A 25,309-nucleotide genomic window follows, 5' to 3' on the forward strand; every position below is an offset into this window, starting at 1 on the left:
CAACGACAGGGGCAAGGTATGGGACAACCTGGCCTGAATCGCAGGCAACTGCTCGCCGCCGCGGGCGGACTGGCGGTGGCGGGCAGCTTCGGCTTCGCGGCCCTCGGCACGGGAGCCGACGCGCTCGCGTCCGGAGCCCGCACCCGCGTCCGCTACTGGAACCTCTTCCAGGGCGGCGACGGGGCCAACCAGGTCGCGATGGTGGACGCCTTCCGCAAGGCGAACCCGGACACCGCGGTCAAGGACTCCACCCTCGCCTGGGGCGGCCCCTACTACACCAAGCTCGCCATGGCCGCCGCCGGAAACCGCGCCCCCGACCTCGGCGTCATGCACCAGGGCCGCATCCCCGGCTTCGCGCCCGGCCGCCTGCTCGACCCGTGGGACGTGGACCTCCTCGCCGAAAACGGGGTGCGGGAGGCCGACTTCAACCCGGTGCTGTGGCAACGCGGCGTCGTGGACGGCAAGTTGTACGCGCTGCCGCTCGACATCCACGTCCAGCTGAACTTCTACCGCAAGGACGTCTGCGAGCAGGCCGGCCTCCTCGACGCCGACGGCCGCCTGCCCACCGCCACCTCCACCGACGACTGGTTCGAGATCCTCAAGACCGCCAAGGGGCAGCTGAAGAACGGCCGGCAGACACTCGGCCTGCACGCCACCGACCAGAACTTCTGCTGGTGGTTCTTCGTCGCCTTCTACCAGCAGCTCGGCGGAACCTACTTCGACGAGGACCGGACGACCCTCACCTTCGACACCGACCGGGCCACCCGGGTCCTGGAGTTCCTCCGCAAGCACGTCACCGACGGCTATGTCACCGTCGGCGAGGCGGATGGCGAGGCCTTCCTCGCCGGTTCTCCCTTCACCTGGGAGGGCAACTGGTCGGTGCCGTACTTCAACGGCGAGAAGGTCGAGTACGGGGCCCAGCCGCTGCCTCCGGTGTTCGGCACCCCGGCCACCCACGCCGAGTCGCACTCCTTCGTCCTGCCCCACCAGGCCGGTCGCGGCGGCGACGCGGACCGGGGCGCGTACCGGCTCGCCGCCTACATGGTCACCCACGCCACCACCTGGGCGAACGGCGGCCATGTCCCCGCCTATCTGCCGACCTTCGAGGACCCGGCCTATCTGAAGCTCGCCCCGCAGAACGAGTACTCGCGCCCGGCCATGGACCACCAGGCCAACGAACCCCACATCTGGTTCGCCGGCTCCACCGGCATCCTCGCCCAGCGCCTCGGCCCGATCGTCGCCGCCTCCAACCTCGGCTCCACCGCACCGGACGCGGCGGCCCGCCGGATGAAGTCGACGCTCCAGCAGCTGCTGACGATGAAGAACCCGATGGACGGCCGCACGGCAGCCGAGGAGCTGAAGGGAGCGAGCGCATGAGCACGCACCTGAGCTCGCACACGACCACCCACCTGAGCACGCTCGCGCACGCCGGGACGCTGCCGTCGTCGCGCACCGCCGTGGCCGCCGACTCGGCCCGCGCCCGCTGGGGCCGCCGTTTCCAGCACGGCGGCTGGTTCGTGGCCCCCTTCTTCGTCCTCTACGGCCTGTTCGTCGTCCTGCCGGTCGTCCGCGGCCTCTACCTCAGCTTCACGGACGCCAACATCTCCGGGGAGCACACCGGTTTCGTCGGCCTCGACAACTACCGCGAGGCACTCAAGGACGACCTGGTCTGGGACTCGCTCTGGCACAGCGTGCAGTTCACCCTGTACGTGGTCCCGGCGATCGTCGTCCTGGCCCTGCTGATGGCCCTGATCGCCCACCACACCGTGCACTTCAAGTGGCTGTGGCGACTGTGCTTCTTCGCCCCGTTCCTGCTGCCCTCCGCGGTCATCGGCAACCTGTGGTGGTGGCTGTTCCAGCCCACCAACGGCATGGTCAACCACGTCCTGGGCTGGGACACCCCCTGGCTCACCCAGAAGTCCACCGCGATGCTCGCGGTCGTCATCGCGACCGTCTGGTGGACGGTCGGTTTCTCCTTCCTCCTCTATCTGGCCGCCCTCCAGAACATCCCCCGACACCTCTACGAGGCGGCCGAGCTGGACGGGGCGAACGCGTTCCGGCGGATGCTCCACATCACCGTGCCCAACCTGCGCAACATCACCGGGCTGGTCTTCGCCCTGCAGATCCTGGCCTCGCTCCAGGTCTTCGACCAGGCTGTGGTGATGTACCAGTTCGGGCCGGGACCCGAGGAATCGACCCGCACCTTCGTCCAGTACACCCTCGAACAGGGCTTCACCAGCTACCGCGTGGGCTACGCCTCCGCGATCTCCTTCATCCTCTTCATCATCGTCGCGGCCGTCGCCCTCGGGCGGATGTGGCTGCTGCGCAACCGCGAGGAGGGCACGCCCCGATGACGACAGTGACGCCGACGACGACGAACCCGACGACCGAGCGGCCGACCCCCCTCCTCCGCAGGCCGCGCAGCACCTGGACCCCGGCCCAGATCGCCCTGACCCTGGTGGCGGCGGCCCTCTCCCTCCTCTGGCTGGCCCCGCTGGCCTGGGCGCTGTCCACCTCGCTCAAGACCCCCACCGACTCGGTGACCTCCCCGCGCTGGATCCCGCAGGACTTCACGGCGGAGTCCTGGAAGGCGGTGATCGAGGCCGGCAACATCCCCAACTGGTTCGTGAACTCGGTGGTCGTGTCGGTCTGCGTCACCTTCATCGTCCTGGCGGTCGCCTCCCTCGCGGGCTACGGCTTCGCCCGCACGGAGTTCCGGGGCAAGTCGGCCCTGCTGGCGCTGACCATGGCGGGCCTGATGTTCTCCCCGGCGATCCTCGGCGTCCCGCTCTTCACCACGGTCCAGTCGCTCGGCATGGTCGACACCTACTGGGGCATGATCCTGCCGCAGTGCGCCCCGGCGGCGATGGTCTACATCCTCTACAAGTTCTTCCAGTCGCTGCCCCGCGAACTGGAGGAGGCGGCCTTCATCGACGGCGCGGGCCGCTGGCGGATCTTCTTCACGATCGTCCTGCCGCTGTCCAAGCCCTCCCTCTCGGCGGTCGGCATCTTCACCTTCATCGCCTCCTGGAACAACTTCCTCTGGCCGTACATGGTGACCAACAACCCCGACCTGATGACCATGCCGAACGGCATCGCCACCGTGCAGAACGCCTTCGGCATCGTCTGGCCCCAGCTCATGGCCGGCGGCCTGCTGGCGGGCCTCCCGCTGATCGTCGTGTTCGTCTTCTTCCAGAGCCAGATCGTCAAGGGCGTGGCCCACACGGGACTGGCGGGACAGTAAGGAGATCCGATGCGCCTCCGACTCCCGACGGCTCTGCTCACCGCGGCGGTCGTCACCCTGCTCCCGGGCACGGCCCGGGCCGACGTCGTCTACCCCGACCCGCAGCCGATCACGGGCCAGCAGATCATCCACGACCCGACGGTGCTCCGCCTCAAGTCCGGCGGCTATGTGGCCTATTCGACCGGCGGGGTCATCGGGGCCCGCACGTCGAGGGACCGCGTCCAGTGGGACGACGCGGGCAACGCCTTCGACCGGCCGCCGGGTTGGTGGTACGAGTACAACGACACCGGCGACCCCTGGGCCCCCGACCTCTCCTACCGGGCCGGCCGCTACTGGCTGTACTACGCGGTCTCCTCCTGGGGCACCAACCACTCGGCGATCGGCGTGGCCACCTCCCCGAGCGGCCTCCCCGGCACGTGGAACGACCACGGCAAGGCCTTCGCCTCCGAACGCACGGACTCGTGGAACGCCATCGACCCGGCCCTGATCCAGGCCGACGGCCGCCTGTGGATGAGCTTCGGCTCGTACTGGACGGGCATCCGCATGGTCGAACTCGACCCGAGAACGGGCAAGGCCCTCCCGGACGCACAGGTCCACCACCTGGCGACCCGCCCGGACGCCCCCTACGCGGTCGAGGGCCCGTACATCGTCAAGCACGGCCGCCACTACTACCTCTTCGCCTCCTACGACGCCTGCTGCGCGGGCGTGAACTCCACCTACCGGATCAGGGTGGGCAGATCGACGTCGGTGACGGGCCCGTACGTCGACAGCACGGGCAAGCCCCTGCTGGAGGGCGGCGGCGACCTGCTGCTGGCCGGCCACGGCCGCTACGTCGGCACCGGCGGGGAATCGATCTTCAAGGACAGGGGCAGAGATGTCCTGGCGTACCACTACTACGACGCAGCGGACGCCGGCACGCCAAAGCTGGGGCTGAACACCCTGACCTGGAAAAAGAACGGCTGGCCGGCCGTCTTTTAGGGGCGCGGGGCTGCATCTGCCTGCGGCTCCGCCGCGTGGGCGCGACCAGCCACAACGCACCCGCACTCGCCAACGAACAGGAACCACCCACTTCGAAAGGCGCACATGCACACCGCACGCTTCACCCTCGACCCCGCTTTCAAGGTCGGCGAAGTAAACCCCCGAATCTTCGGCAGCTTCGTGGAACACCTAGGCCGCTGCGTGTACACGGGCATCTTCGAACCCGACCACCCCACCGCCGACGAGGCCGGCCTGCGCCAGGACGTCCTGGCGCTCGTCCGCGAACTCGGCGTCACGGCCATCCGCTACCCCGGCGGCAACTTCGTCTCGGGCTACAAGTGGGAGGACTCGGTGGGCCCGGTGGCGGACCGCCCCCGCCGCCTGGACCTCGCCTGGCGCTCGACGGAGACGAACCGCTTCGGACTCTCCGAGTACATCGCCTTCCTGAAGAAGGTCGGCCCGCAGGCCGAGCCCATGATGGCGATCAACCTCGGCACGCGGGGCGTGGCCGAGGCCCTGGAACTCCAGGAGTACGCCAACCACCCGGCCGGCACGGCGCTCTCGGACCTGCGCGCCGACCACGGCGACAAGGACCCCTTCGGCATCAGGCTCTGGTGTCTGGGCAACGAGATGGACGGCCCCTGGCAGACCGGCCACAAGACGGCGGAGGAATACGGCCGGGTCGCCGCCGAGACGGCCCGGGCGATGCGCCAGCTGGACCCGGACGTCGAACTGGTCGCCTGCGGCTCCTCCAGCCAGTCCATGCCGACCTTCGCCGAGTGGGAGGCGACGGTCCTCGCGGAGACGTACGACCTGGTCGACCACATCTCCCTGCACGCCTACTACGAGCCCCAGGACGGCGACGTCGACTCCTTCCTGGCCTCCGCCGTGGACATGGAGTCGTTCATCGAGAACGTCGTCGCCACCTGCGACCACATCGGCGCGAAGCTCAAGTCGAAGAAGAAGATCAACCTCTCCTTCGACGAGTGGAACGTCTGGTACATCTCGGGGTGGCACGCGATCGAGAACTCCGGCGCGCGGGACTGGGCGGAGGCTCCCCGTCTGCTGGAGGACAACTACAGCGTCATGGACGCCGTCGTCTTCGGCTCGCTCCTCATCGCGCTGCTCCGGCACGCCGACCGTGTGACGGTCGCCTGTCTCGCCCAGCTCGTCAACGTCATCGCGCCGATCCTCACCGAGCCGGGCGGCCCGGCCTGGCGGCAGACGACGTTCTTCCCGTTCGCGCAGGCCTCGAAGTACGGCCGCGGCACGGTCCTCGACGTCCGGGTGGACTCGCCGACGTACGAGACGGCGAAGTACGGCGAGGCGGACCTGCTGCACGCGACCGCCGTCCGTGCCGAGGACGGCACGGTCACCGTCTTCGCCGTCAACCGCAGCCGCACCGAGGCGCTGCCCCTCCAAGTCGGGCTGAGCGGACTGGACCTGACGTCGGTCGTCGAGCACAGCGTGCTCGCGGACGCCGACCCGGACGCGCGCAACACGCTCGCCGACCCCGACCGGGTCGCCCCGCACCCGGCGGAGGGGACCGCGCTGACGGCCGGCCGGCTGACGGCGACGCTGGAGCCGCTGTCCTGGAACGTGATCAGGCTGGCGTGACAGGCTCCGGTGCGGGGATGACCTCACAATGGGGTCATGAGGATCTCGGCAAGGGCGGACTACGCGGTACGGGCGGTGCTGGAGCTCGCCGTGCGGCAGGGCGGCGGCGACCCGGTGAAGGCGGAGTCGATCTCCGCCGAGCAGGACATCCCGCACAAGTTCCTGGAGGGGATCCTCGGCGATCTGCGGCGCGGCGGGATCGTCGACAGCCGGCGCGGCGGCGGAGGCGGCTACCGGCTGGCCCGTGATCCGGCGGCGATCACGGTCGCGGACGTGATCAGGGCGGTGGACGGCCCGATCGTGTCCGTACGCGGCGAACGTCCGACGGGCCTGACGTACACGGGCTCCGCGCAGCCCCTGCTGCCGCTGTGGATCGCGTTGCGGGCGAACGTGCGCCGGGTCCTGGAGGGCGTCACGATCGCCGACATCGCGGCGGACGCGCTGCCGGCCCCGGTGAAGGAGCTGGCGGCGGAACCCGCGGCCTGGGAGAACCCCTGACGGCGGTGCGGGCCGCCGCTCTCGTGAAGCGGCGGCCCGGCACTGCGGGGTTTACGCGTGCCTGATCAGGCGGAGTCGACGCCCACGGTCAGCGTCGCCTTGTAGCCGTCGGACACGCTGGAGCCGAGGGCGGTCAGGGTGAGCAGCCCGGAGGACGCGCCGCCGTCGTCGTAGATGCTGTCGTTGGCCAGCGTCGTCTCCTTGGTGGTGTTCGCGGAGTACGGCGAGGTGGCCTGGATCTCCTCGTTGATGTCGGCGTCGAAGAAGAGCTGACCGGTGTGGATGACGTCGCCGCCGGTGTACGAGTCGTCGGTGAGCGTCACCTCGGTGTGCACCCGCATGTGGACGTGCACGGCGCGGGAGACGTAGTGGCCGGGCCAGATCGAGGTGATGCTGCACTGGCCGTTCGCGTCGGTCATCTGACCGCCGCGCAGGAAGGTGCCGTTGTCCTCCTCGGTGTGGCCGTTGCCGCCCACGAAGCCGGAGTACTCGCCCAGCGCGTCGCAGTGCCAGATCTCGACGAGCGCGTCGGCGAGCGGCGCACAGTCGTTGGCCTGGTCGACGACGGTGAAGGTGTACTGGACCTCGAAGCCCTCCTTGTCCTCCCGGATGTCCTCGCGGACGAGGGCCCCGTCCAGGGAGTACGGCCCCTCGGTGACCTCGGCGTTGAGGGTGCAGACGCCGCTGGACGCGCTGGTCGCGGCCTCGGCCTCGGTGGTTGCGGTGGTCTCGGCGGTGCTGTCGGCCGCCGAGGCGAACCCGGCGACGGCGAGGCCGCCGGCCGCGGCGACCGCGGTGCCGCCGATCAGGACGCGACGCCGCTTCATGCTCTTGTCGAGCCGGTGCTTGCCCGGCTGGTTGTCGTTGGTGTCGATGGACTCGTCGTGGTGCTCGGTGTTTCCCGTCATGCAGAGGAAGTTAGAAGCGGACCTGAGGAAATCCTTGATGCGGGGCTGTGCAGGACCTGGGGATGCAACGGTCAACTGCCCTTGTTTCCGCGTTAGTTCGGACATGGTTCGGACATGGTTCGGGCATGGCGAAACACCGGACGCCGGGTCCGCGATCTCTCTAGCGTGGGCTGCGCCGCACCGACCCGAGGGAGACACATGGCAGACGACCGCGTCGAACTGGCCGACGCCGTGCAGGCAGTGAGAGATGAGCTGATCACGGCCGCGAGCCGCGCGACCGGGCAGGACGTCGTCTTCGAACTGGGCGACATCGAGCTGGAGTTCACCGTCGAGATCCGCAAGGAGACCGCGGGCGGTCTCAAGGTGAAGGCATACGTCTTCGAGGCGGGAGCGGACGCCCGGGGCGGCAGCTCCAGCACCCACAAGGTCGCCGTCACCCTCAAGGCCCTGGACGCGCGTACCGGGCAGCCGTGGAAGGTGGGGAACGAGAGCAGGGGGAGCGTGGCGCGCTTCGGACGGAGCGGTGACGGGCAGTGATCGCAGGGACGGCGCTGGGCCGGGTCGTCGCCGTGCAGGCCGGCGGCCAGGGGAGCGGTGTGCTCATCGACACCCACTTCGTGCTGACGGCCCGGCACCTGGTGCAGGGGCATGACCTCATCGAGGTGATCCACCCGTCCGGCTCGGCGGTGGAGTGCACGGTCGAGTGGGCGGACGAATCCTTCGACGTCGCGCTGCTGCATGCCAGGGAGCGGGTGATCGCGCCGGAGAGCGAAGCCGCCCTGGGCGTCTTCCGCAACGGCCGGATCGACACCGGCCAGCCCGTCCCGCACTGCCAGATCGTCGGCTTCCCGGGGATCCAGCGCTACGGGGAGCGCGGCGAGGAGCTGGAGTTCGACCAGTACCGGGCGACCGTGCTGCCGATGGCCGGACGGATGCGCGACCTTCTCGTCTGCGAACTCGACCGGCCGGCCGCGGCGGAGCGGGGCCATGAGGCCTCGCCGTTGCAGGGGCTGTCGGGCGCACCGGTCTTCGCCGGGGAGGTGCTGCTCGGCGTCGTGACCCAGATACCGCGCGGCCGGCATCACCTGCGGATCGAAGCCGCCCCGATCGAGGCGGCGTTGAGCGTGTCGCGCAGCTCGGGATTCGCGATCCCCTGGTTCGAGGCGGTCACCGAGGTCCATCCCCAGGACCAGCTGTTCGAGAACCGCTACGCGGCCGACCTGAGTTCGCAGTACCGCAAGACGGAGATCTTCGGGATCGACGACCTCGGCAGAAGCGAATCGCGCTGGGACCTCGACACCGCCTATCTGAGCCTGCAGGCCGACGAGCCCCGGATCCTCGCCGACAGCGGTACCAGGGCGTCCGACACCTCGCCGCAGCGCATCGACAGCCTGCTGACCGCCCGCCCCCGCGTGCTGCTGCGGGGCGAGGCGGGGGCCGGCAAGACCACCCTCGTGTGGTGGCTCGCGGCGCACGCGGCGAACGGCACCCTCGGACCGGAGCTCGCCGAACTGAACGGCCTCGTCCCCTTCGTCATCCCGCTGCGCGAGATGTACGCCCGCGGCGGACGCTTCCCCACCGTCTCGGAGCTGCCGTCCGTCGGCCGGGGCATCACGGACGGCGCACCCCACGGCTGGACTCGCCGGGTCCTGGAGGCCCGCCGGGCACTGCTCCTGGTGGACGGGCTGGACGAGGTCCCGGGCCGACAGCGGGAGGAGGCCCGCCGCTGGCTCTCCGCCCTCCTCGACCGCTACCAGTTCACCCGCTGCCTGGCGACCGTCCGCCCCAACGCCGTCGAGAAGGACTGGCTGGCGCAGGACGGCTTCGCGGAGCTGACGCTGCTCCCCATGAGCGACGAGGACATCACCACCTTCGTCGGCGCGTGGCACGACGCGGCCCGGCTGGAGTGCGATCACCTCTTCGACACCCGGCGCGGCGTCGACGAGCGGGAACTGCTGACCACCCTGGAGCAGGACCTCATCCACCAGCTGGGCCGGAACGCCGCGCTGCGCGACATGGCCCGCACGCCCCTGCTCTGCGCCGTGATCTGCGCGCTGCACCGCCGTCGGCGGGGCCTGCTGCCCACCACCCGCTGGTCGCTCTACCGGGCCGCCCTCGCGATGCTCCTCGGCGGCCGGGACGCCGGACGGGGCGTCCTGCACACCGACCACGTCACCCTCGACTCCGACCTGCAGCACGAGTTGCTCCAGCGGCTCGCCGTCTGGCTGGTGCGTACCGGACAGCAGCAGATGACCCGCGCCCAGGCCATCCGGCAGCTCGAACCGGCGATACGGGACGTGGACCAGCTCCGCGGCGAGGAGACGCCCGAGCGGGTGCTGCTCTTCCTGCTGCACCGCAGTGGGCTGCTCAGGGAGCGCACGGACGACACCATCGAGTTCATCCACCGCACGTTCCAGGACTACCTCGCCGCGAAGGAACTCCACGAGAGCGGATACGTCCTGGAGCTCCTGAAGCACGCGGAGGACGAGACGTGGAGCGACGTGATCGTCCTGGCGGTCGGCCATGCCACGCGCAAGGACGCCCATCACCTCGTCGAGGAGCTGGTCCGGCGCGGGGACGCCGTCCTGAAGAGGGCGGGGCGGTGGCACTTCCATCTGCTGGCGGCGCGGTGCGCGACGAGCCTTCTGTCCCTGGACGAGCGGCTGATGGGCGGGGTGCGGGACCGGGTCCGCAGCCTGATGCCGCCGCAGGGCGGCACGGAGGTCGGCGAGGTCACGGAGCTGGGCGACTGGGGCGTGGAGACGCTGCCCGGCCCGGACGGCCTCAGCGAGGAGACCGCCAGGAAGATCGTCGCGGTGCTCGTGCGGATCCGCACCGCACGAGCCCGGCAGGCGCTCAGACGATTCGCACCGCACCCGGCCGACGACGTCCGACGGGACGTCGTGACGGGCTGGGCCCTGCAGCCCACCGAGGAATACGCCCGTGACGTGCTGGCCGGGATGCACTGTCCGCTGCTTCGGGTCCGACTGCCCTCGGAGCTGGCCTGTCTCACCCGGTTCGGCACGATCCGGCGGCTGGTCGTCAGCGGCCCCCACTCGGCGGAGGAACTCGAGGCCACACTTCCGGTGGACGGGATCGAAGAGATCGAGATTCGCGCCAACGCGGCGGTGGAGCATCTGGAATTCCTGCGCAGACGCGGCGATCTGCGGAATCTCGTGCTGTCGGGCTGTACCTCCCTGCGGGATCTCCGGGTGCTGCCCGACCTGAATCTGACCTCTCTCTCCCTAGGGGTCCAGGGCTTTTCCCAGGAGCAGTTGGGGCTGCTGGCCGGGATGCGCGAACTGCGCGGACTCGCCCTTTCCGGAATGCCCAGGGAAGGCTGGGCGGCCATACGGCCGCACAGCGGGGTGCGCGAGTTGAGCGTGACCTCGGAACACGACGAGTGGCTCGCGGATCTGGACGGCTGGGCGAGCCTTCGCCGTCTGCACGCGGACATCGCGGGTCGGGACGTCCCGGAGATCGTGCGGGCGGTGTCCCGATCCCCCAAGGTCGAGGACCTGGCGCTGGTCGTCCGCTCGCTGCAGGAACTGCTGCCGGCCGCCCCGCTGCCGCAGATCCGGAATCTGGAGCTGTCCGGCCTCATCGAATACGGCCATCTGTCCCAGCTGCGCCGGGTGTTCCCCGGACTGAGCAGGCTGTACCTGGCGTTCGACCCCTATTCGCGGGCCCCTCAGTCCTTGGACCTGACGCCTTTGCTGGACATTCCCGACCTCGTCGTCCATCTCGTCGGTATCAGCCGAGAGGGAGCCCGCATCGCCGGGGCAAAGGAATTCGGTCCCCGGCTCGTGATCTCCGCGATCTCCGCCGTGCGCATGGTGGAGGTGTGAACGGGCCCGGGTGAATGGCCGGAGTTCGACCTGGCTGCGGTTCAGGGGGCTCCCTACGATGCGATCGCCCCGGTTCTTCACAGCAGCTTCACAGTTTTCCGTGGAGCCGACGCTGCGTGGAGCCGGGCGCTGCCACCCCCCACCCTTCGATCGAAGGAGAGATCATGGCAAGTGGGCTGCTCCTGGGCGGCGCGGTCGCCGCTCTCATCACCGCGGCGATACCCGCGCACAACTCGTCCCCCGTTTTCGACAACCCGCCGCCGGACAGGATCGTCATCGACGTCGCGACCGTGAACGGCTCCGGCTGTCCGGCCGGTACGGCGGCGGTCGCCGTCTCCGAGGACAACACCGCGTTCACGGTGACCTACAGCGACTACCTCGCCCAGGTCGGCGGGAGCTCCAACCCCACGGCCTTCCGTAAGAACTGCCAGCTCAACCTGATCGTGCACGTCCCGTCGGGGTTCACGTACGCCATCGCCAAGGCGGACTACCGCGGCTACGCCTCGCTCCAGTCGGGCGCGAGCGCCGTCCAGCGGGCCTCGTACTACTTCCAGGGCTCGTCGCAGACGGTGTTCAAGAACCACAACTTCAGCGGCTCCCTCAACGACAACTGGCAGGCGACCGACACCACCGACTGGGCCCAACTGGTCTGGGCCCCCTGCGGAGTCCAGCGCAACTTCAACATCAACACCGAGCTCCGGGTCAGCGCCGGCACCTCGACGCCGAGCAAGGTCAGCTTCATGACCATGGACTCGACCGACGGCGACCTCAGCACCGTCTACCACATGGCCTGGCAGCAGTGCCCGGCCAAGTGAGCCCGCGCTAGCGGATCACGGCCCGCATCGGGCACGCCGACTGGGCGTCACCACGATTTCGGTGACGCCCAGCCGGTCGGACGGTCAGCCGGTCAGCCGGTCATATGGTGCGGGTCAGCTCTCCACGCCCAGTGTCAGCGTCCCCGCGTAGCCCGCGGACGTCGAGCTGCCCAGGGCCGTCAGGGTCACCAGGCCCGACGCGGCGCCTCCGTCGTCGTAGATGGAGTCCTGGGCGAGGGTGGTGCGGGTGACCGTGTTGGTTGAGTACGGGGAGACGGCCGCGACGGCGGTCGTGATCGTCTCGCTGAAGAAGAGCTGGCCGGTGTGCAGTTCCTGGCCGCCGGTGAACGAGCCGTCCGAGGTCAGGGTGACGTTCGTGTGCACCTTGATGTGGATGTGGATGCAGCGGCCCCGGTACCAGCCGGGGTAGATCGTGGTGAGCGATGCGACGCCGCTGGAGTTGGTCAGGACTCCGCCGCGCAGGAAGGTGCCGCTGTCCGGCTCGTTGTGGCCGTTGCTGCCGACGAAGCCGGAGTACTCGCCGAGGGCGTCGGCGTGCCAGATCTCCACGAGCGCGTTGGACAGGGGCACGCAGGTGTCGTCGTCGACGACCGTGAGGTTCAGCTTCAGCGGGATGCCCGCCTTGCCCTCGGTGATGTCGGCGCGGACGTACTGTCCGTCGAGGTAGTAGGGGCCTTCGGTCATCTCCTTCGTGAGGGTGCAGACGGCCGCGGCGGCGACGGGGGCGGTGTCCGGCTGCTGCTCGGCGGTCGGGGCGGTGACGGCGGCCGTGGCGCCGACGGCCAGCGTCGCGGCGGTGGCGCCCGAGGCGATCAGCACGGTGCGCCGGCCGATGGGGTGGTCGGATTCGTGGGGGGTTCCGTTGGGGTTTCCCGTCATATCTGTCATGAACACGGCACCGTAGGAACGGTTCCTGTCGGGAGCCTGTCAGTTAGGCAAAGTGAGTGCTCGTCAAGTTACTTGCCGGGCAAGTGTCGACACAAGACTGCCGCCCTCCGGTTGGCCCGGAGGGCGGCAGCGTACTTTCAGTCCCTGACGGCTCAGGACAGCAGCTTGATCGCCTGCCAGCCGCCGGTGCCCACGGCCACCGGCGGGCCCACCAGCCCGCTCTTGCGGCCCGGCAGGAACTCCAGGCCCGCCGCGGTGTTCGCCGTCGTCGTCCACAGGTCGGAGACGCCGTCGCCGTCGGAGTCGCCGTAGGCGGTGATCAGCGGCCGGGCCGCCGTCGTCCAACCGGTCGCGTACGCGGTGCGGCCCGCGATCGCGCCCAGCGACGCCGGGTCGGTGCCGCCGTCGGTGACCCCGTCGCCGTCCGCGTCGCCCGGGCTGCGCCCGTGGTAGACCCACAGCTCGCCGTTTGCCGTGTTGCGGGCGATCAGGTCGGTGAAGCCGTCGCCGTCCACGTCGCCGGGGGAGGCGAGCTGCATCCCGCTCCAGCCCGCGGTCCCGATGAGGTAGCCGGAGTCGAGCGTGCCGCTGAAGCTGCCCGGCATGAACCAGAGCTGGTCGCCGATGACCGCCACGAAGTCCGGGTAGCTCGCCTCGGCGTCCGCCGTGATGTCGCCGACCGAGACGATCTGCTTGATGGCGGCCGGATCCGTCGCCACGTCCGTCTCCGGGTCCGGGAAGACGTACACCTCCTGCTTGGTGTCCTCGGTGAACTCGCCCTGTCCGCTGTTCGGGTAGAGCCACAGCTTGCCGTCGGAGCGGCGGGCCACCAGGTCCTCGTAGAAGTCCTCGGTCCAGTCGCCGCGGTGGGTCAGCAGCGCGCCGTTCCAGCTGCCGTCGGAGGACAGCGGGACCATCGTCGCCAGCCTTCCGGCCCCCGTCCCGCCGTACAGCCGCAGGTTGTTCGTGCCGTCGACGGCGAAGAGGTCGGGCATGCCGTCGCCGTTGACGTCACCGGGCTTGTCCGTGACGCCGGGGCTCTTCACATAGAAGCGGTACGGGTAGACCGGGCCGACATTGCCGCCCGCGTCCTTCAGCCGCACATACAGCGTGTGCGGTCCCGGGGTGAGCGGGGTGATCTTCGCCTGCGCCGGGCCGCCCTTGGCCGCGGGCTTCGCCGAGCTGCTCGGCGGGGTGCGGTCCAGGCCGTACAGATACTCGGTGGTGTCCGTCACGCCGTTGGCACCGAACTCGAAGGTGCCCTCGGTGCGGGCCAGCGCGCCCTCGACCGGCTCGACGTCGGCCGTCGTCTCGGGGTAGAGGTCGTCCTTGGAGCCGACCAGCGGCATCACGGTCGGCGCGTTCGGGTCGAAGCCGAAGCGGCAGCCGGCCGCGCCCGCCGTCGGCGTCCAGTCGGAGGCGAAGCCGTCGTCCGCGACGTCCTCGGCCTGCGCCTTCCACGAGAACTGCCCGCCGCTCGCGCCCTTGTGCTGGTTGAGCAGCGCCTTCGGCACGGTGATCCGCGCCTGCGCGCCCTTGGAGTCGGTCGACTTGACGGTGACCTTCACCCGCTTGTCGAAGAAGATCCCCGGCGAGACGGCGTGCTTGCCGGTCGCCCACAGATGGAACTGCACGTTGACCGAACCGCCGTCCGGGTCCCACACCTGCGCGGTGAGCGTCACGTCCGTGTTGCCGACCGTCACGTACGAGGAGCCGTTGCCGCACTCGTTCGCGCCGACCTTGGTGCTGGGGATGGTGTCCAACGCCCACGGGGCCTTCGCCCGGCGGTTGAACTCGACGATCAGCTTGGCGTCCGGCTTGAACTTCTTCCAGCTGTACTCGTCCTTGGCGTCCTCCGCGCTCTGCGGGGCCCGCAGCCCGAAGGTGATGCTCGACCACTTGCTCGCCGCCGCCTTGACGGCCGCGTCCTTGGCGTCGAAGTCGACGGCCGCGTTCGGGCAGCCGAACGTCTCGTTGCCGTGGGCGACGCTGCGGCTGTCCTGCCGCGTCGACCAGGAAGGCTGCTTGTTCCAGGTGGTCGCCGAGCTGATCCCGCCCGTCAGATACAGCTCGACCGGCTTGGGCGTGCAGGACCAGGAGTGCGTCTCGGTGATCTGGAACTGTGCGTCGATCACCTTCACGCCCGCCAGGAACTTGGAGCCCACGCGGAAGAACGAGCGGGCCGTGCCGCCCGTGGACGACTCGTAGCCGACGCGCGCCTCGCTCGTCGTGCCGCCGTCCCAGCCGGTGCCGTTCCAGTAACTGCTGGTCGGATGCGGCTTGTAGGCGATCGTCCAGGCCTCGCGGGTGCCGGTCATCCGCGGGTCGATGTAGACCGGGAACTCGGTGTCCGGGGCGTCGAGCAGCTTCTGATCAGGCGTCAGGGAGATACGGCCGTCGGCCACTTCGACGCCGACCTCGCTGCTCCTGGTGCCCGGGGTGAGCGGAGACGGGTCGGAGACGGGGCCCGAGGTGTCGACAGCTGCGGTCGAAGCCCCCGACCCGGCCGACTTGGCCGACTTGGCCGATTTCGAGGTCGAGGCGGTCGCGGCCGGCGGCGCCTGTTCCGTCGTCCCCGACGAGTCCCACATCCGGGCCGTGGAGGAGGCGAACACCGTCTGCCCGGCCGCGTCGACCGCGGTGAGCGCGCCCGTCTCCGCGTTCTTGCGCAGGTCGAGGCCCTCGGTGCGCAGACCGAAGTCGATCTCCTTGAGCTCCGGGCGGTCGGCCGCCTCGGGCGTCTTGACGATCAGGGCCTGGCTGAAGCCGTCCAGGCTCGCCTTCACGGCCAGGTCGACGCCCGGGAAGACCTCCCGGTAGGTCGCCGTCGGGCCGTCGAGCACCGGCTCGGGAAGGGCGTTCGGCCAGGTCAGGGCCAGTTCACCGCCCCGGTCGGAGAGCGTCACCAGACGGTTGTCGCCGCCGGCCGAGAAGGCGACCCGGCCGGGCGCCGCCTTTGGCTGGATCCGGCCGGACGCCTCGGCGAGCGTGGTGTCCACCGGCGTCCAGACGCCCTCGCGCTTCACCCGCACGGGCAGGGTGTGCTGGGTGTGGCGGAGGTTGCCGTTGGGCAGTGCATGAGTCTCGCTGGTCTCGGTGCGCTCGGACACCAGCTCCACGGGCTCGCCGGTCTCGGCGGCCTGCTGGAGAGCGTGCTGCTCGGGGTCGGCGGCGGTGGTCGAGGCCGACACCGGTGAGGTCAGCGGTGTCAGGCAGAGCGTCCCGCCGGCGATCGCCGCGACCAGTACGGCGTGCGTTAACCGCCGGGTCCGCTGTGGTCTTCGGGATGGTGCAGGCATGGGCGAATCCCCCCGGAGTTCGTTGCCGTGCGTGCCCCCGACCGGGGGCCGCGACGCCGAACAGTACCCGCGGTCATAGGGATTCCTTTGCCAACTCATAGTGAAAGTGGGGATTGTCGCATTGCCTGTGCATTACTTGTGCAAGTGATCGACAGCGCTTACTGTCTGACCGTTCAACACTCGGTCACACAGAGTGAGGGGGAGGTCCTTTTGTGGACCACTTGATAAGACAGCTGCGCTATTTCGGTCATTGGACCAGATCCGTCTCCCTGTTAGTCGGGCTTGTGCTGTTCGTCGGGCTGATACCCGACGACGCCAGCGCCGCCGACGGGAGCACCCGGATCTCCGACGTCAAGCGCGACCGTTCCGTACCCGGCCAGGACTTCGACAAGAAGCGGCCCGCTACGCGCGACGAGGCCACGGGCGCCTTCAAGCCCGCCGCGGGGATCGTCCCCGCCCGCACCTTCACCACCCTGGTGACGGACCGCAGCGACAAGCTCCCCAGGAAGGCGCCGCTGACCACCGGCGCCGACCAGGGGGCAACCGCCGTACAGAGCGGCCTGGTGAAGGCCCGTCAGGTCGGGGCCAAGAGCAAGTCGGCCCGCGCCGCCGCCGCACCCGGCAGCGCCGTCCAGGTCCAGGTCAGGGACGCGGCCGCCGCCCGCAAGGCCGGTGTGCAGGGCCTGCTGTTCACGGCGGCCCCCGCGCGGAACGGCCTGGGACCCGCCGCCTCCGGCGCGGTCGAACTGGAGCTGGACTACGCGTCGTTCAAGGACACCTACGGCGGAGACTGGGGCTCCCGGCTCCGCCTCTACCGGCTTCCGGCCTGTGCGCTGACCACGCCCGAACTGGAACGCTGCCGTACCCGCACCCCGCTGCCGGGCGCCAACGACGCGTCCGCGCACACCGTTTCGGGCAGCACCGACCTGACGGCGGCGTCCACCGCGGCCGCCCGGTCCACCGCCGCCGCCGCGCCCGCCGTGTTCGCGGCCGCCGCCGAGGCCGCGGGGCCGGGCGGCAACCACGGCGCCACCTCGCTGTCGCCGTCCGGCTCCTGGATGGCGGGCTCCTCGTCCGGCGGCTTCTCCTGGAGCTACCCCATCGAGGCGCCCGAGGTCCCCGGCGGCCCGCAGCCCGAGGTCGAACTCTCCTACAGCTCCCAGGCGGTGGACGGCCGTACCGCCTCCACCAACGGACAGTCCTCCTGGCTCGCCGAGGGCTGGGACTACGAGCCGGGCTTCATCGAGCGCCGCTTCCGTTCCTGCTCGGACGACAAGGACCCGATCAAGGACGCCAACGGGGCCGAGCAGAAGCCCAACAACACCGGTGACAGCGGCGACCTGTGCTGGGGCTCCGACCATGTCGTGATGTCCCTGGGCGGCAACACCTCCGAACTCGTCAGGAAGGACGGCACCGACGAGTGGCGTCCGGCCGACGACGACGGCTCCCGCCTGCAGCACAAGTCCGACGCCGCCAACGGCGCGAAGGGCGGCGAATACTGGGTCCTGACCACCACCGACGGCACCCAGTACCACTTCGGCCTGAACAAGCTGCCCGGCGCGCCCGACGGCACGGTCACCAACTCGGCCCTCACGGTGCCGGTGTTCGGCAACCACCCGGGCGAGCCCTGCCACGCCACCGCGTTCATGGACTCCGACTGCTACCAGGCCTACCGCTGGAACCTGGACTACGTGGTCGACCCGCTCGGCGACGCCATGACCCTGTGGTGGAACAAGAGAACCAACTACTACGGCCAGAACATGAAGGCCGACCAGCAGATCTCCTACACCCGGTTCGCGGAGCTCGACCGCATCGACTACGGCCTGCGCTCCGACAAGCTGTTCGGCGTCCAGCCGGCCGGCCGGGTCTCCTTCACCGCCACCGAACGCTGCATCCCCACCGCCGCGTTCGACTGCACCGAGCCCAAGCGGACCGCGGCCAACGCCAAGCACTGGCCGGACGTGCCGCTGGACCAGGAGTGCCTGTCGGGCGCCAAGTGCACCGACAAATACTCCCCGACGTTCTGGACGACCAAGCGCCTGACGAAGATCACCGCCAGCGTGCTCTCCGGCAGCGCCCTGAAGCCCGTCGACTCCTGGACGCTGGAGCAGTCCTACCCGGCCACCGGCGACGGCACCTCCCCGGCCCTGTGGCTGGACGCCGTCACCCGCACCGGGCACGGCGCCGGCGGCAGCGCCGCGATGCCGAAGGTCACCTTCGCCGGCATCCAGCTGGACAACCGCGTCGACAAGGTGGAGGGCCTGCCGCCCTTCTCCCGCTACCGGGTGCACGCGATCGACACCGAGACCGGCGGCCGGATCGGCGTCACCTACTCGGCGCGCGACTGCCAGGCCCTGGAGCCCAAGCGGATGCCCGCCTCGCCCGAGTCCAACACCATGCGCTGCTTCCCGCAGTACTGGACGCCCAAGGGCGCCCTCAACCCGGTGAAGGACTGGTTCCACAAGTACGTCGTCACCGAGGTCCGCGAAGAGGACCTGGTCACCGACAGCCCCGCCAAGGTCACCTCGTACGAGTTCCTCGGCGGCGCCGGATGGGCCTACGACGACAGCGAGTTCACCGAGAACAAGCACCGCACCTGGTCGCAGTACCGCGGCTACGAACGCGTCCGCACCCGCCAGGGCACGGGCGACGACGTCAAGCAGCTCACCGAGCACCGCTACTACCGCGGCCTGCACGGCGACAAGCTGCCCTCCGGCACCCGCAGTTCGACGGTGACCGACAGCGAGGGCAAGACGTACAGCGATCTCCCGCAGTACCAGGGCCAGTTGCTGGAGCAGATCGGCTACGAGTCCGACGGCGGCCCCGTCGACTCGGCCACCGTCACCACCCCCTGGGCCGTGAAGACCGCGACCCGGACCCGCGCCGGAACCACGCCTCTCGAGGCCTGGATGTCCCGCCCGGAGAGCGTCCGCACCCGCGAGCGCGTCAAGGGCGACACCTGGCGCACCACCACCGAGACCACCAAGTACGACAGCTACGGTCTGCCGTACGAGGTCGAGGAGAAGACCCCGGGCGGCAAGCTCCGCTGCTCCACGGTCGCCTACGCCCGCAACACCACGGCGTATCTGATCGAGCCGGAGTCGCGGGAGCGGACCACGCTGGGCGCCTGCGGCACCGCGAACGCCGAGGTCGTCGAGGACACCCGGACGCTCTACGACAACCTGGCCTTCGGCGCGGCCCCCACCAAGGGGCTGCCCACCGAGGTCCAGGAGCTCAACGGCACGGGCGACGGCTTCATCACCATCGACCGCACCGAGTACGACATCCACGGCCGTGAGACGGCGACGTACGACGCGGACAACCGCAAGACGTGGATGGAGTACACGCCGACCACGGTGACCCGGCCGACCCAGCAGGTCTCGCACGACCCGCTCGGGTTCACCGAGACCACGGTCTTCGACGACGTCCGCGGCCTGCCGCTGACCGAGACGGACGCCAACGGCAAGACGGCCACGATGGAGTACGACCCGCTGGGCCGGCTCCTCAAGGTCTGGGAGATCGACCGCGACCCGGCGACCCAGACCCCGACGGCCACGTACGACTACACCGTCCGCCGCGACGGTCCGACGATCGTCACCTCGCGCACGCTGAAGGACAACGGCCAGTACGCGGTCTCGTACGAGATCCTCGACGGCCTGCTGCGCGAGCGGCAGACGCAGGACGAGGCGGTCGGCGCGGGCCGGATCGTCAACGACGTCTTCTACGACAGCGTGGGCCGTCCGTGGAAGGAGAACGAGGGGTACTACAACTCGGCCGAGCCCGAGGCGAAGCTCCTCCAGGTCGGCGACCACGAGGTGCCGTCCCAGAGCCGCACGACCTTCGACGGACTGGGCCAGCCCACCGCCGAGGTCACCTACTACCGCGGCACGGAGAAGCTCCGCACGACCACCGAACGCGACGGCGACGTCTCCACGACGATCCCGCCGGGCGGGGACACCGTCACGGCCGTCTTCGAGGACGCCGAGGGCCGCACCGAGCGGCTGCGCGAGTACACCGACAAGGCCCGCACCAAGTGGCGGGACACGCGGTACGAGTACGACGACCTCGACAACCTGTGGAGGGTGACCGCCCCGGGCGGCGCCGTCACGACCTTCGAGTACGACAAGCGCGGCCGGCAGACGGCGGTCGTCGATCCCGACGGCGGCCGTGTCGAGGTGCGGTACGACAACGCCGACAACGTGATCGAGACCGTCGACCCGCTCAAGCGGTCCCTGTTCACCACCTACGACGCGGGCGGCCGTCAGACCTCCCTGCGCGAGGGCTCCTCGACCGGTCCCAAGCGCATGGAATGGACGTACGACAGCCTCGGCAAGGGTTTGCCCACGGCACAGATCCGCTACGACAACGGCCGTGAGTACCGCGAGGAGGTCACCGCGTACGACGACGCCTACCGGGTGGAGTCGTCGAAGACGGTGATCCCCGCGGAGGAGACGGGCCTGGCCGGCACGTACGAGTACGAGTACTCCTACACGCCGACCGGCAACCTCGCCTGGGTGTCCGTGCCGGGTCTGGGCGGTCTCGTCACCGAGCGGGTCGTCTTCCGCTACAACTCCGACGACCTGCCGATCGCCATGGGTGGCGCGTCCACGTACCTTGCGGACGTCGAGTACTCGGCATTCGGCGAGATCCTGCGCACGGATGCCGGCCCGGCGGGCAAGAAGGTCTACGGCTCGTACGTCTACGACGAGTTCACGCGTCGGCTCCAGACGGCGACCTTCGACCGCTCGGTCAGCCCGGTCCGGATCAACGAGACCCGGTACGGCTACGACGAGGCCGGCAACGTCACCAAGATCACCGACGTGCCCGGCAGCGCGGCGCCCGACGCGGGCAAGACGGACACGCAGTGCTTCGTCTATGACCAGCTCCGCCAGATGACCTCGGCCTGGACGGCGAAGACCGACGACTGCGCGGCGGCTCCGTCGAAGGACACCGTCGGCGGTCCGGACGCCTACTGGAACTCCTACGACTACGACACCGCGGGCAACCGCAAGACCCTCGTCGAGCACGACCCGACGGGCGACGCCACCAAGGACGTCACCCGCTCGTACGTGTACGGCAAGGCGGGCGTCGGCGGCCCGAACGCGCTCGCGGAGATCAAGTCCGTGGGCCCGCAGGGGGAACGCCTCAACACCTTCTCCTACGACAAGGCCGGCCACACCACGGGACGCCAGCACGGCGGCACCGAGCAGACCCTCGAGTACGACATCGAGGGCCAGCTGCGCAAGGTGACCCAGCCGGTCGAAGGCGGCGGCACGAAGACCACGTCGTACCTCTACGGCGCGGACGGCGACCGCCTGATCCGCACCGGCGCGGACGGCAGCCGCACCCTCTACCTCGCCGACGCGGAACTGACCGTCAACGCGGCCAACACCAGCGCGAAGGCGGAACGGTTCTACGGAAACCCGGACGGTTCGACGACGGTCCGGGCGACCGGCGGCGTCCGTCAGATGATGCTCGCCGACCACCACGGCACGTCCCACACGGTCGTGGACATGGTGGACCCGGCGATGGGCGTCACTCGGCGCAAGTCGAGTCCGTTCGGTGAGGCGCGGGGCCAACAGCCCTCCACCTGGCCCGGCTGGCGCGGCTTCGTCGGCGGGACGGTCGACCAGGACACGGGTCTGACCCGACTGGGCGTTCGTGACTACGACCCGGTGTCGGGCCGGTTCATCCAGGTCGACCCGATGGTCGACTACGGCAACCCGGGCACGATGAACCCGTACGCCTACAGCAACAACGCGCCGGCCACGTTCTCCGATCCGTCCGGGGCGTTCTTCCCGATCCTGATCGGCATCGCGGCCCGTATCGCCATCCAGGCGGCGATCCGCGCGGCGGCCCGTCGTGCGGCGATCATCGCGGCCCGCAAGGCGGCGCAGGCGGCGGCCCGGCGGGCGGCGGCCCTGGCCCGCAAGCGGGCGATCGAGGCCGCGAAGCGCGCGGCGGCGAAGGCGAAGCGGGAGGCTGCCCGCAAGGCGGCCGCTGCGAAGCGCGCGGCGGCCAAGCGGGCAGCGGCCCGTGCGGCGGCGAAACGCGCGGCGGCCAAGCGGGCGGCAGCCCAGGCTCGTGCCCGCGCCGCGCGTGCCGCGGCGAAGAAGGCGGCAGCCCGCCGGGCCGCGGCCCGCAAGGCGGCGGCCCGTCCGAAGCCGCGTGCCAAGCCCCGTTCGCAGCCGAAGGCGCGTCCGAAGCCGTCGCAGGTGAGACGGGCGGTCAAGAAGGTCGCGAAGGAGGTCAAGGAGACCGTCAAGGAAGAGGTCCAGTCGGCGGCCTGCGAGTCCAACAGCTTCAAGCCCGGCACCCGGGTGCTGATGGCCGACGGATCGACCAGGCCGATCGAGAAGGTCAAGGTCGGCGACAAGGTCGTGGCCACCGACCCGAAGACGGGGAAGACCTCCGTCCAGACGGCCACGGCGACGATCATAGGCAAGGGCAGCAAGGACCTCGTGCGGATCACGCCGGCGGTCCATGACGGCCCGTCCGACAGCCGGTCCAAGACCACCACGACGGTCACCGCGACGGCCGGCCACCCCTTCTGGGTGCCGTCCCTGCGGGAGTGGGTCGACGCCGGTGAACTGAAGCCGGGCCAGTGGCTTCAGACGTCCTCGGGCGCCTGGATCCAGGTCGGCGCGGTCGAGGCATGGACCGCCAAGAAGGCCACGGTCCACAACCTGACCGTCACGGACGTCCACACGTACTACGTGCTGGCCGGGTCCACGCCGGTCCTCGCGCACAACTGTCTCGCCGACGCCACGGACTTCGACCTGACCGCTGCGGCGCTGCGGCCCATCCCGCCCAAGAAGGGCAAGCCGTTCCAGTACGAGTTCCACATGACCGAGGCGGGAAGGTCTCTGCAGAAGCACACCGACCCGGACAGCCGCACGCCGGGCCACGTCGCCAAGTACGCGCCGTTCCTCCGGGGAGCCAACCGGAAGAACGACTTCGGTGCGTTGAACCGGGGCGGAGCGGATCTTGTGGGTGAGCTACTGGGCAACCCCAACGCGACAAGAGCCATCAGCCCGTCATCCGCGCACTACGGTGGGGAGGTGCTCGAGATCATGGATAGCGCAACAGGCCGTGGTGCTCGCTGGAGCATGCGCGGCGGTCGAGTCCAGTTCGAGGGATGGCTATGAGATCGTTCTCCGTTCAAGGGCGGCAGTTCATGGCCCTGATCATCCTGAGCGACCACAACGACTACGAGTCGATGGAAGTCGTCGAGATGATCGACGGCAAGCGGGGTGAGCTCTTGCTGGAGTTCCGCTTCGACGACAGTTCGGCCCGGCTGAGCTACGTCCGTTCCGAGATCGACATTCCTCTTCTCAGGGCCTCCCTGGACGTGTTCCGGGAGGAGTTCCTGGAGCCGAGGAAAGCGAGTGGCCTGCCGTGTCCGCCCTGGTGACAGGAAGTGACGCGGGGCGCTGTCTGCCCTCGCGGGAAAAGTGAGACGACGGCTCCCCCGGAGATCCCTCCGGGGGAGCCGTCCGCAAGCGTGCGGCGGCCGCCGTTCGTCCACGGGTTGAGGACTCCGGAAGGGGAGGCGATGGGACGCATGCTCAAGCGGGTCCCCCAGGTCCCCTGGGGGAGTCTCAGGGACTCGACGGGATCGGCTCGCGACATCCCGCCACTCCTTTCCAGAGTGGCCTGGGGTGATGAGGAGACCGCGCGCGATGCGGTCGACGAACTCGGCGACCGCGTGTGCTCCCTCGGCTTCGTCGTGTCGGAGGCGACACCCCATGTGGTGCCGTTCCTGGTCGAGTTGGCCGGAGCGGACACCGTCCGCGGCCGCGCGGAGATCCTGGCGCTCATCGCCAGGATCCATGCGGCCAGGGAGTGGGAGTCCACCGCCCGCCTGGCACCGGGCAAGGACGCGCAGGGGTACCAGGAGAAGATCGCCTGGGAGGCCGCGAGCCAGAGCGCCGTTCTGGCGGGCGCCGGGGTGTTCCGGGGCTTGCTGGACGATCCGGACCCCGAAGTCTCCAGGGCTGCGCGAGAACTGATCGCGGCCCTCACGTAGGCGAAGGCGGCATCGGCGGCTCCCCTCTGGGTTCCAGGGGGGAGCCGTCCGTTTCTCGAAGACTTTCGGGTGTCCGCGCGGGCCGTTGACGCGCAAGGGGTTCGAATCTACGGTCCGGCCCGATGACGCGACCGCTGTTCGGCATCGCGAACGGCGGGCCCCACCGAAGGAGCGTCCGCATGAGCCGCATCTCACGCAGAGCCGCCCTGTTCGCTCTCCCCGCCGCGATCCTGCTCGCCCTGACCCCCTCCACCGCCTCCGCGTACCCCAACCCCGGCACGGTCACCGGATCGACGGTCGTGCACGACCCGACGATGATCCGCACCTCCGCCGGCCGCTACCTCCTCTACGCCACCGGCGGCGGTCTCGCCCACCGCACCTCCACCGACCGCATCGCGTTCAGCGCGGGCGGCGACGCGTTCCCGACGAAGCCGGGCTGGTGGTCGTCGTACGGCGCCACGGAGGCCTGGGCGCCCGACCTCTCGTACCAGGGCGGCAAGTACCTGATGTACTACGCCGTCTCGACGTTCGGCTCCAACAGGTCGGCGATCGGACTGGCCGGTTCGACGACCGGACTGCCCGGCTCCTGGACCGACTACGGCACCGTCTACACCTCGACCACCGCCGGCGACTACAACGCCATCGACCCGAACCTCTTCGTCGACGACGACGGCAAGTGGTGGCTGTCCTTCGGGAGTTGGTGGACGGGGCTGAAGATGATCCGGATCGACCCCGCCACCGGGAAGCAGCTCTCCTCCGACACCGCCCGCCGCTCGATCGCCGCCCGCCCCACCGGGACCAAGGCCGTCGAGGCGCCGTACATCGTCAAGCGGGGCGGCTACTACTACCTCTTCGCCTCGTACGACACCTGCTGCGCCGGCGTCGGCTCCACCTACAAGATCAAGGTCGGCCGCGCCACCGCCGTGACGGGTCCGTACTACGACAAGAGCGGCGTCGCGATGACGAACAACGGCGGGACTCCCGTACTGGAGTCGCACGGCCGGTACATCGGCCCAGGCGGCCAGTCGATCATGAAGGACTCCGACGGGGACCTGATCGTCTACCACTACTACGACGGCAACGACAACGGCACGCCCAAGCTGGGCGTCAACCTCCTCGACTGGAGCAGCGGTTGGCCCGTCGCCTACTGAGGTCGCCTCCACG

The 25,309-nt window shown here is 69.8% G+C and carries 16 protein-coding genes; 13 read left to right on the forward strand and 3 right to left on the reverse strand.

Annotated elements, in window-relative coordinates:
* The first annotated feature begins 18 nt into the window (after positions 1-18).
* The 6 genes from ACWD4O_RS13615 to ACWD4O_RS13640 all read left to right on the forward strand — a co-directional run bounded on the left by ACWD4O_RS13615 (position 19) and on the right by ACWD4O_RS13640 (position 6,337).
* A complete protein-coding gene (locus ACWD4O_RS13615) occupies positions 19-1,377 on the forward strand; it encodes an extracellular solute-binding protein (protein WP_451279853.1) in 1,359 nt (452 codons plus the stop codon).
* On the forward strand, positions 1,374-2,354 hold the full coding sequence (locus ACWD4O_RS13620; RefSeq protein WP_451279854.1) for a carbohydrate ABC transporter permease: 981 nt from the start codon (positions 1,374-1,376) through the stop codon (positions 2,352-2,354). The genes ACWD4O_RS13615 and ACWD4O_RS13620 overlap by 4 nt, the downstream gene beginning before the upstream one ends.
* On the forward strand, positions 2,351-3,244 hold the full coding sequence (locus tag ACWD4O_RS13625) for a carbohydrate ABC transporter permease (protein ID WP_451279855.1): 894 nt from the start codon (positions 2,351-2,353) through the stop codon (positions 3,242-3,244). Before ACWD4O_RS13620 ends, ACWD4O_RS13625 begins: the two co-directional genes overlap by 4 nt.
* Positions 3,245-3,253: 9 nt before the next feature.
* Positions 3,254-4,222 carry an arabinan endo-1,5-alpha-L-arabinosidase gene (locus ACWD4O_RS13630; RefSeq protein WP_451279856.1) on the forward strand — a complete coding sequence of 323 codons (969 nt, stop codon included), beginning with the start codon at positions 3,254-3,256 and terminating at the stop codon, positions 4,220-4,222.
* A 105-nt stretch (positions 4,223-4,327) separates the two neighbouring features.
* Complete coding sequence (gene arfA, locus ACWD4O_RS13635) at positions 4,328-5,839, forward strand: arabinosylfuranosidase ArfA (RefSeq protein WP_451279857.1); 1,512 nt, start codon at positions 4,328-4,330, stop codon at positions 5,837-5,839.
* 36 nt (positions 5,840-5,875) lie between these two features.
* On the forward strand, positions 5,876-6,337 hold the full coding sequence (locus tag ACWD4O_RS13640) for an RrF2 family transcriptional regulator (protein WP_358805725.1): 462 nt from the start codon (positions 5,876-5,878) through the stop codon (positions 6,335-6,337).
* 65 nt (positions 6,338-6,402) lie between these two features.
* Here the strand turns inward: ACWD4O_RS13640 and ACWD4O_RS13645 are convergent, their stop codons facing one another.
* Positions 6,403-7,245 (reverse strand): intradiol ring-cleavage dioxygenase, encoded by an 843-nt coding sequence (locus tag ACWD4O_RS13645; RefSeq protein WP_451279858.1) that lies wholly within the window; start codon positions 7,243-7,245, stop codon positions 6,403-6,405.
* Positions 7,246-7,443: 198 nt separating this feature from the next.
* Between ACWD4O_RS13645 and ACWD4O_RS13650 the strand changes: the two genes are divergently transcribed.
* The 3 genes from ACWD4O_RS13650 to ACWD4O_RS13660 all read left to right on the forward strand — a co-directional run bounded on the left by ACWD4O_RS13650 (position 7,444) and on the right by ACWD4O_RS13660 (position 11,908).
* The gene (locus ACWD4O_RS13650; protein ID WP_450947180.1) at positions 7,444-7,782 is read left to right on the forward strand and encodes a trypco2 family protein; all 339 of its coding nucleotides are present in this window, start codon (positions 7,444-7,446) and stop codon (positions 7,780-7,782) included.
* Positions 7,779-11,093 (forward strand): NACHT domain-containing protein, encoded by a 3,315-nt coding sequence (locus ACWD4O_RS13655; protein ID WP_451279859.1) that lies wholly within the window; start codon positions 7,779-7,781, stop codon positions 11,091-11,093. Before ACWD4O_RS13650 ends, ACWD4O_RS13655 begins: the two co-directional genes overlap by 4 nt.
* A 164-nt stretch (positions 11,094-11,257) precedes the next feature.
* On the forward strand, positions 11,258-11,908 hold the full coding sequence (locus ACWD4O_RS13660; RefSeq protein WP_450947182.1) for a DUF4360 domain-containing protein: 651 nt from the start codon (positions 11,258-11,260) through the stop codon (positions 11,906-11,908).
* 114 nt (positions 11,909-12,022) lie between these two features.
* On the opposite strand, the gene ACWD4O_RS13665 is transcribed toward ACWD4O_RS13660, so the two are convergent.
* Positions 12,023-12,817 carry an intradiol ring-cleavage dioxygenase gene (locus ACWD4O_RS13665; protein ID WP_451279860.1) on the reverse strand — a complete coding sequence of 265 codons (795 nt, stop codon included), beginning with the start codon at positions 12,815-12,817 and terminating at the stop codon, positions 12,023-12,025.
* A gap of 152 nt (positions 12,818-12,969) precedes the next feature.
* The gene (locus ACWD4O_RS13670) at positions 12,970-16,116 is read right to left on the reverse strand and encodes an FG-GAP repeat domain-containing protein (RefSeq protein WP_451279861.1); all 3,147 of its coding nucleotides are present in this window, start codon (positions 16,114-16,116) and stop codon (positions 12,970-12,972) included.
* A 284-nt stretch (positions 16,117-16,400) separates the two neighbouring features.
* Here ACWD4O_RS13670 and ACWD4O_RS13675 point away from each other — a divergent pair, with 284 nt between their 5' ends.
* The 4 genes from ACWD4O_RS13675 (at position 16,401) to ACWD4O_RS13690 (ending at position 25,296) form a co-directional block, all read left to right on the forward strand.
* The gene (locus ACWD4O_RS13675) at positions 16,401-23,264 is read left to right on the forward strand and encodes a polymorphic toxin-type HINT domain-containing protein (protein ID WP_451279862.1); all 6,864 of its coding nucleotides are present in this window, start codon (positions 16,401-16,403) and stop codon (positions 23,262-23,264) included.
* A gap of 29 nt (positions 23,265-23,293) precedes the next feature.
* A complete protein-coding gene (locus ACWD4O_RS13680) occupies positions 23,294-23,530 on the forward strand; it encodes a hypothetical protein (RefSeq protein WP_351909035.1) in 237 nt (78 codons plus the stop codon).
* Positions 23,531-23,767: 237 nt separating this feature from the next.
* Entirely contained in the window at positions 23,768-24,145 is a 378-nt protein-coding gene (locus tag ACWD4O_RS13685; RefSeq protein ID WP_451279863.1) for a hypothetical protein, read from the forward strand.
* A 179-nt stretch (positions 24,146-24,324) separates the two neighbouring features.
* Positions 24,325-25,296, forward strand: a complete 972-nt coding sequence (locus ACWD4O_RS13690; RefSeq protein ID WP_451279864.1) for an arabinan endo-1,5-alpha-L-arabinosidase — start codon at positions 24,325-24,327, stop codon at positions 25,294-25,296.
* Positions 25,297-25,309 lie beyond the last annotated feature (13 nt).

This window comes from Streptomyces sp. NPDC002623 (genome assembly GCF_053592635.1).

Excerpts from the sequence above, each read along its gene's own strand:
- ACWD4O_RS13615 (WP_451279853.1), top strand. The coding sequence starts at position 19 with ATGGGACAACCTGGCCTGAATCGCAGGCAACTGCTCGCCGCCGCGGGC.
- ACWD4O_RS13620 (WP_451279854.1), top strand. The coding sequence starts at position 1,374 with ATGAGCACGCACCTGAGCTCGCACACGACCACCCACCTGAGCACGCTC.
- ACWD4O_RS13625 (WP_451279855.1), top strand. The coding sequence starts at position 2,351 with ATGACGACAGTGACGCCGACGACGACGAACCCGACGACCGAGCGGCCG.
- ACWD4O_RS13630 (WP_451279856.1), top strand. The coding sequence starts at position 3,254 with ATGCGCCTCCGACTCCCGACGGCTCTGCTCACCGCGGCGGTCGTCACC.
- arfA (WP_451279857.1), top strand. The coding sequence starts at position 4,328 with ATGCACACCGCACGCTTCACCCTCGACCCCGCTTTCAAGGTCGGCGAA.
- ACWD4O_RS13640 (WP_358805725.1), top strand. The coding sequence starts at position 5,876 with ATGAGGATCTCGGCAAGGGCGGACTACGCGGTACGGGCGGTGCTGGAG.
- ACWD4O_RS13645 (WP_451279858.1), bottom strand. The coding sequence starts at position 7,245 with ATGACGGGAAACACCGAGCACCACGACGAGTCCATCGACACCAACGAC.
- ACWD4O_RS13650 (WP_450947180.1), top strand. The coding sequence starts at position 7,444 with ATGGCAGACGACCGCGTCGAACTGGCCGACGCCGTGCAGGCAGTGAGA.
- ACWD4O_RS13660 (WP_450947182.1), top strand. The coding sequence starts at position 11,258 with ATGGCAAGTGGGCTGCTCCTGGGCGGCGCGGTCGCCGCTCTCATCACC.
- ACWD4O_RS13665 (WP_451279860.1), bottom strand. The coding sequence starts at position 12,817 with ATGACAGATATGACGGGAAACCCCAACGGAACCCCCCACGAATCCGAC.
- ACWD4O_RS13670 (WP_451279861.1), bottom strand. The coding sequence starts at position 16,116 with ATGCCTGCACCATCCCGAAGACCACAGCGGACCCGGCGGTTAACGCAC.
- ACWD4O_RS13680 (WP_351909035.1), top strand. The coding sequence starts at position 23,294 with ATGGCCCTGATCATCCTGAGCGACCACAACGACTACGAGTCGATGGAA.
- ACWD4O_RS13690 (WP_451279864.1), top strand. The coding sequence starts at position 24,325 with ATGAGCCGCATCTCACGCAGAGCCGCCCTGTTCGCTCTCCCCGCCGCG.